General features: G+C 51.3%; 1 protein-coding gene. It reads right to left on the bottom strand.

What is annotated here, in order from left to right; genetic code table 11:
- Positions 1 to 55: 55 nt before the first annotated feature.
- A partial coding sequence (locus AO240_RS28785; protein WP_218244405.1) for a hypothetical protein occupies positions 56 to 238 on the bottom strand: 183 nt, incomplete at its 5' end.

Here is a 238-nt window from a genome sequence, read left to right as displayed (position 1 = left end):
AGATCAAAAGCAAGAGCACGGCGGCCTGAAAGCCGACCTGAGTGGTTGAAGCGGATCAGAAGCAGGTCAAAGGCGGGTCTTGAGTACACAGCAGATCTGCTTTTTTTGCTTTTTGTGCTTTTTGTGGGAGGGGGCTTGCTCCCGATTGCAGTGTGTCAGTTGAAAAATATTTATCTGACACACCGCCATCGGGAGCAAGCCCCCTCCCACAGTTTGACCACATTCTGCTTGGGAGATG

Origin of the sequence: Pseudomonas sp. ICMP 460 (genome assembly GCF_002723595.1) — a bacterium.
In the GTDB taxonomy this organism is placed as follows: Bacteria; Pseudomonadota; Gammaproteobacteria; order Pseudomonadales; family Pseudomonadaceae; genus Aquipseudomonas; species Aquipseudomonas kitaguniensis.
This window is presented reverse-complemented; position numbering and strand designations above follow the sequence as displayed.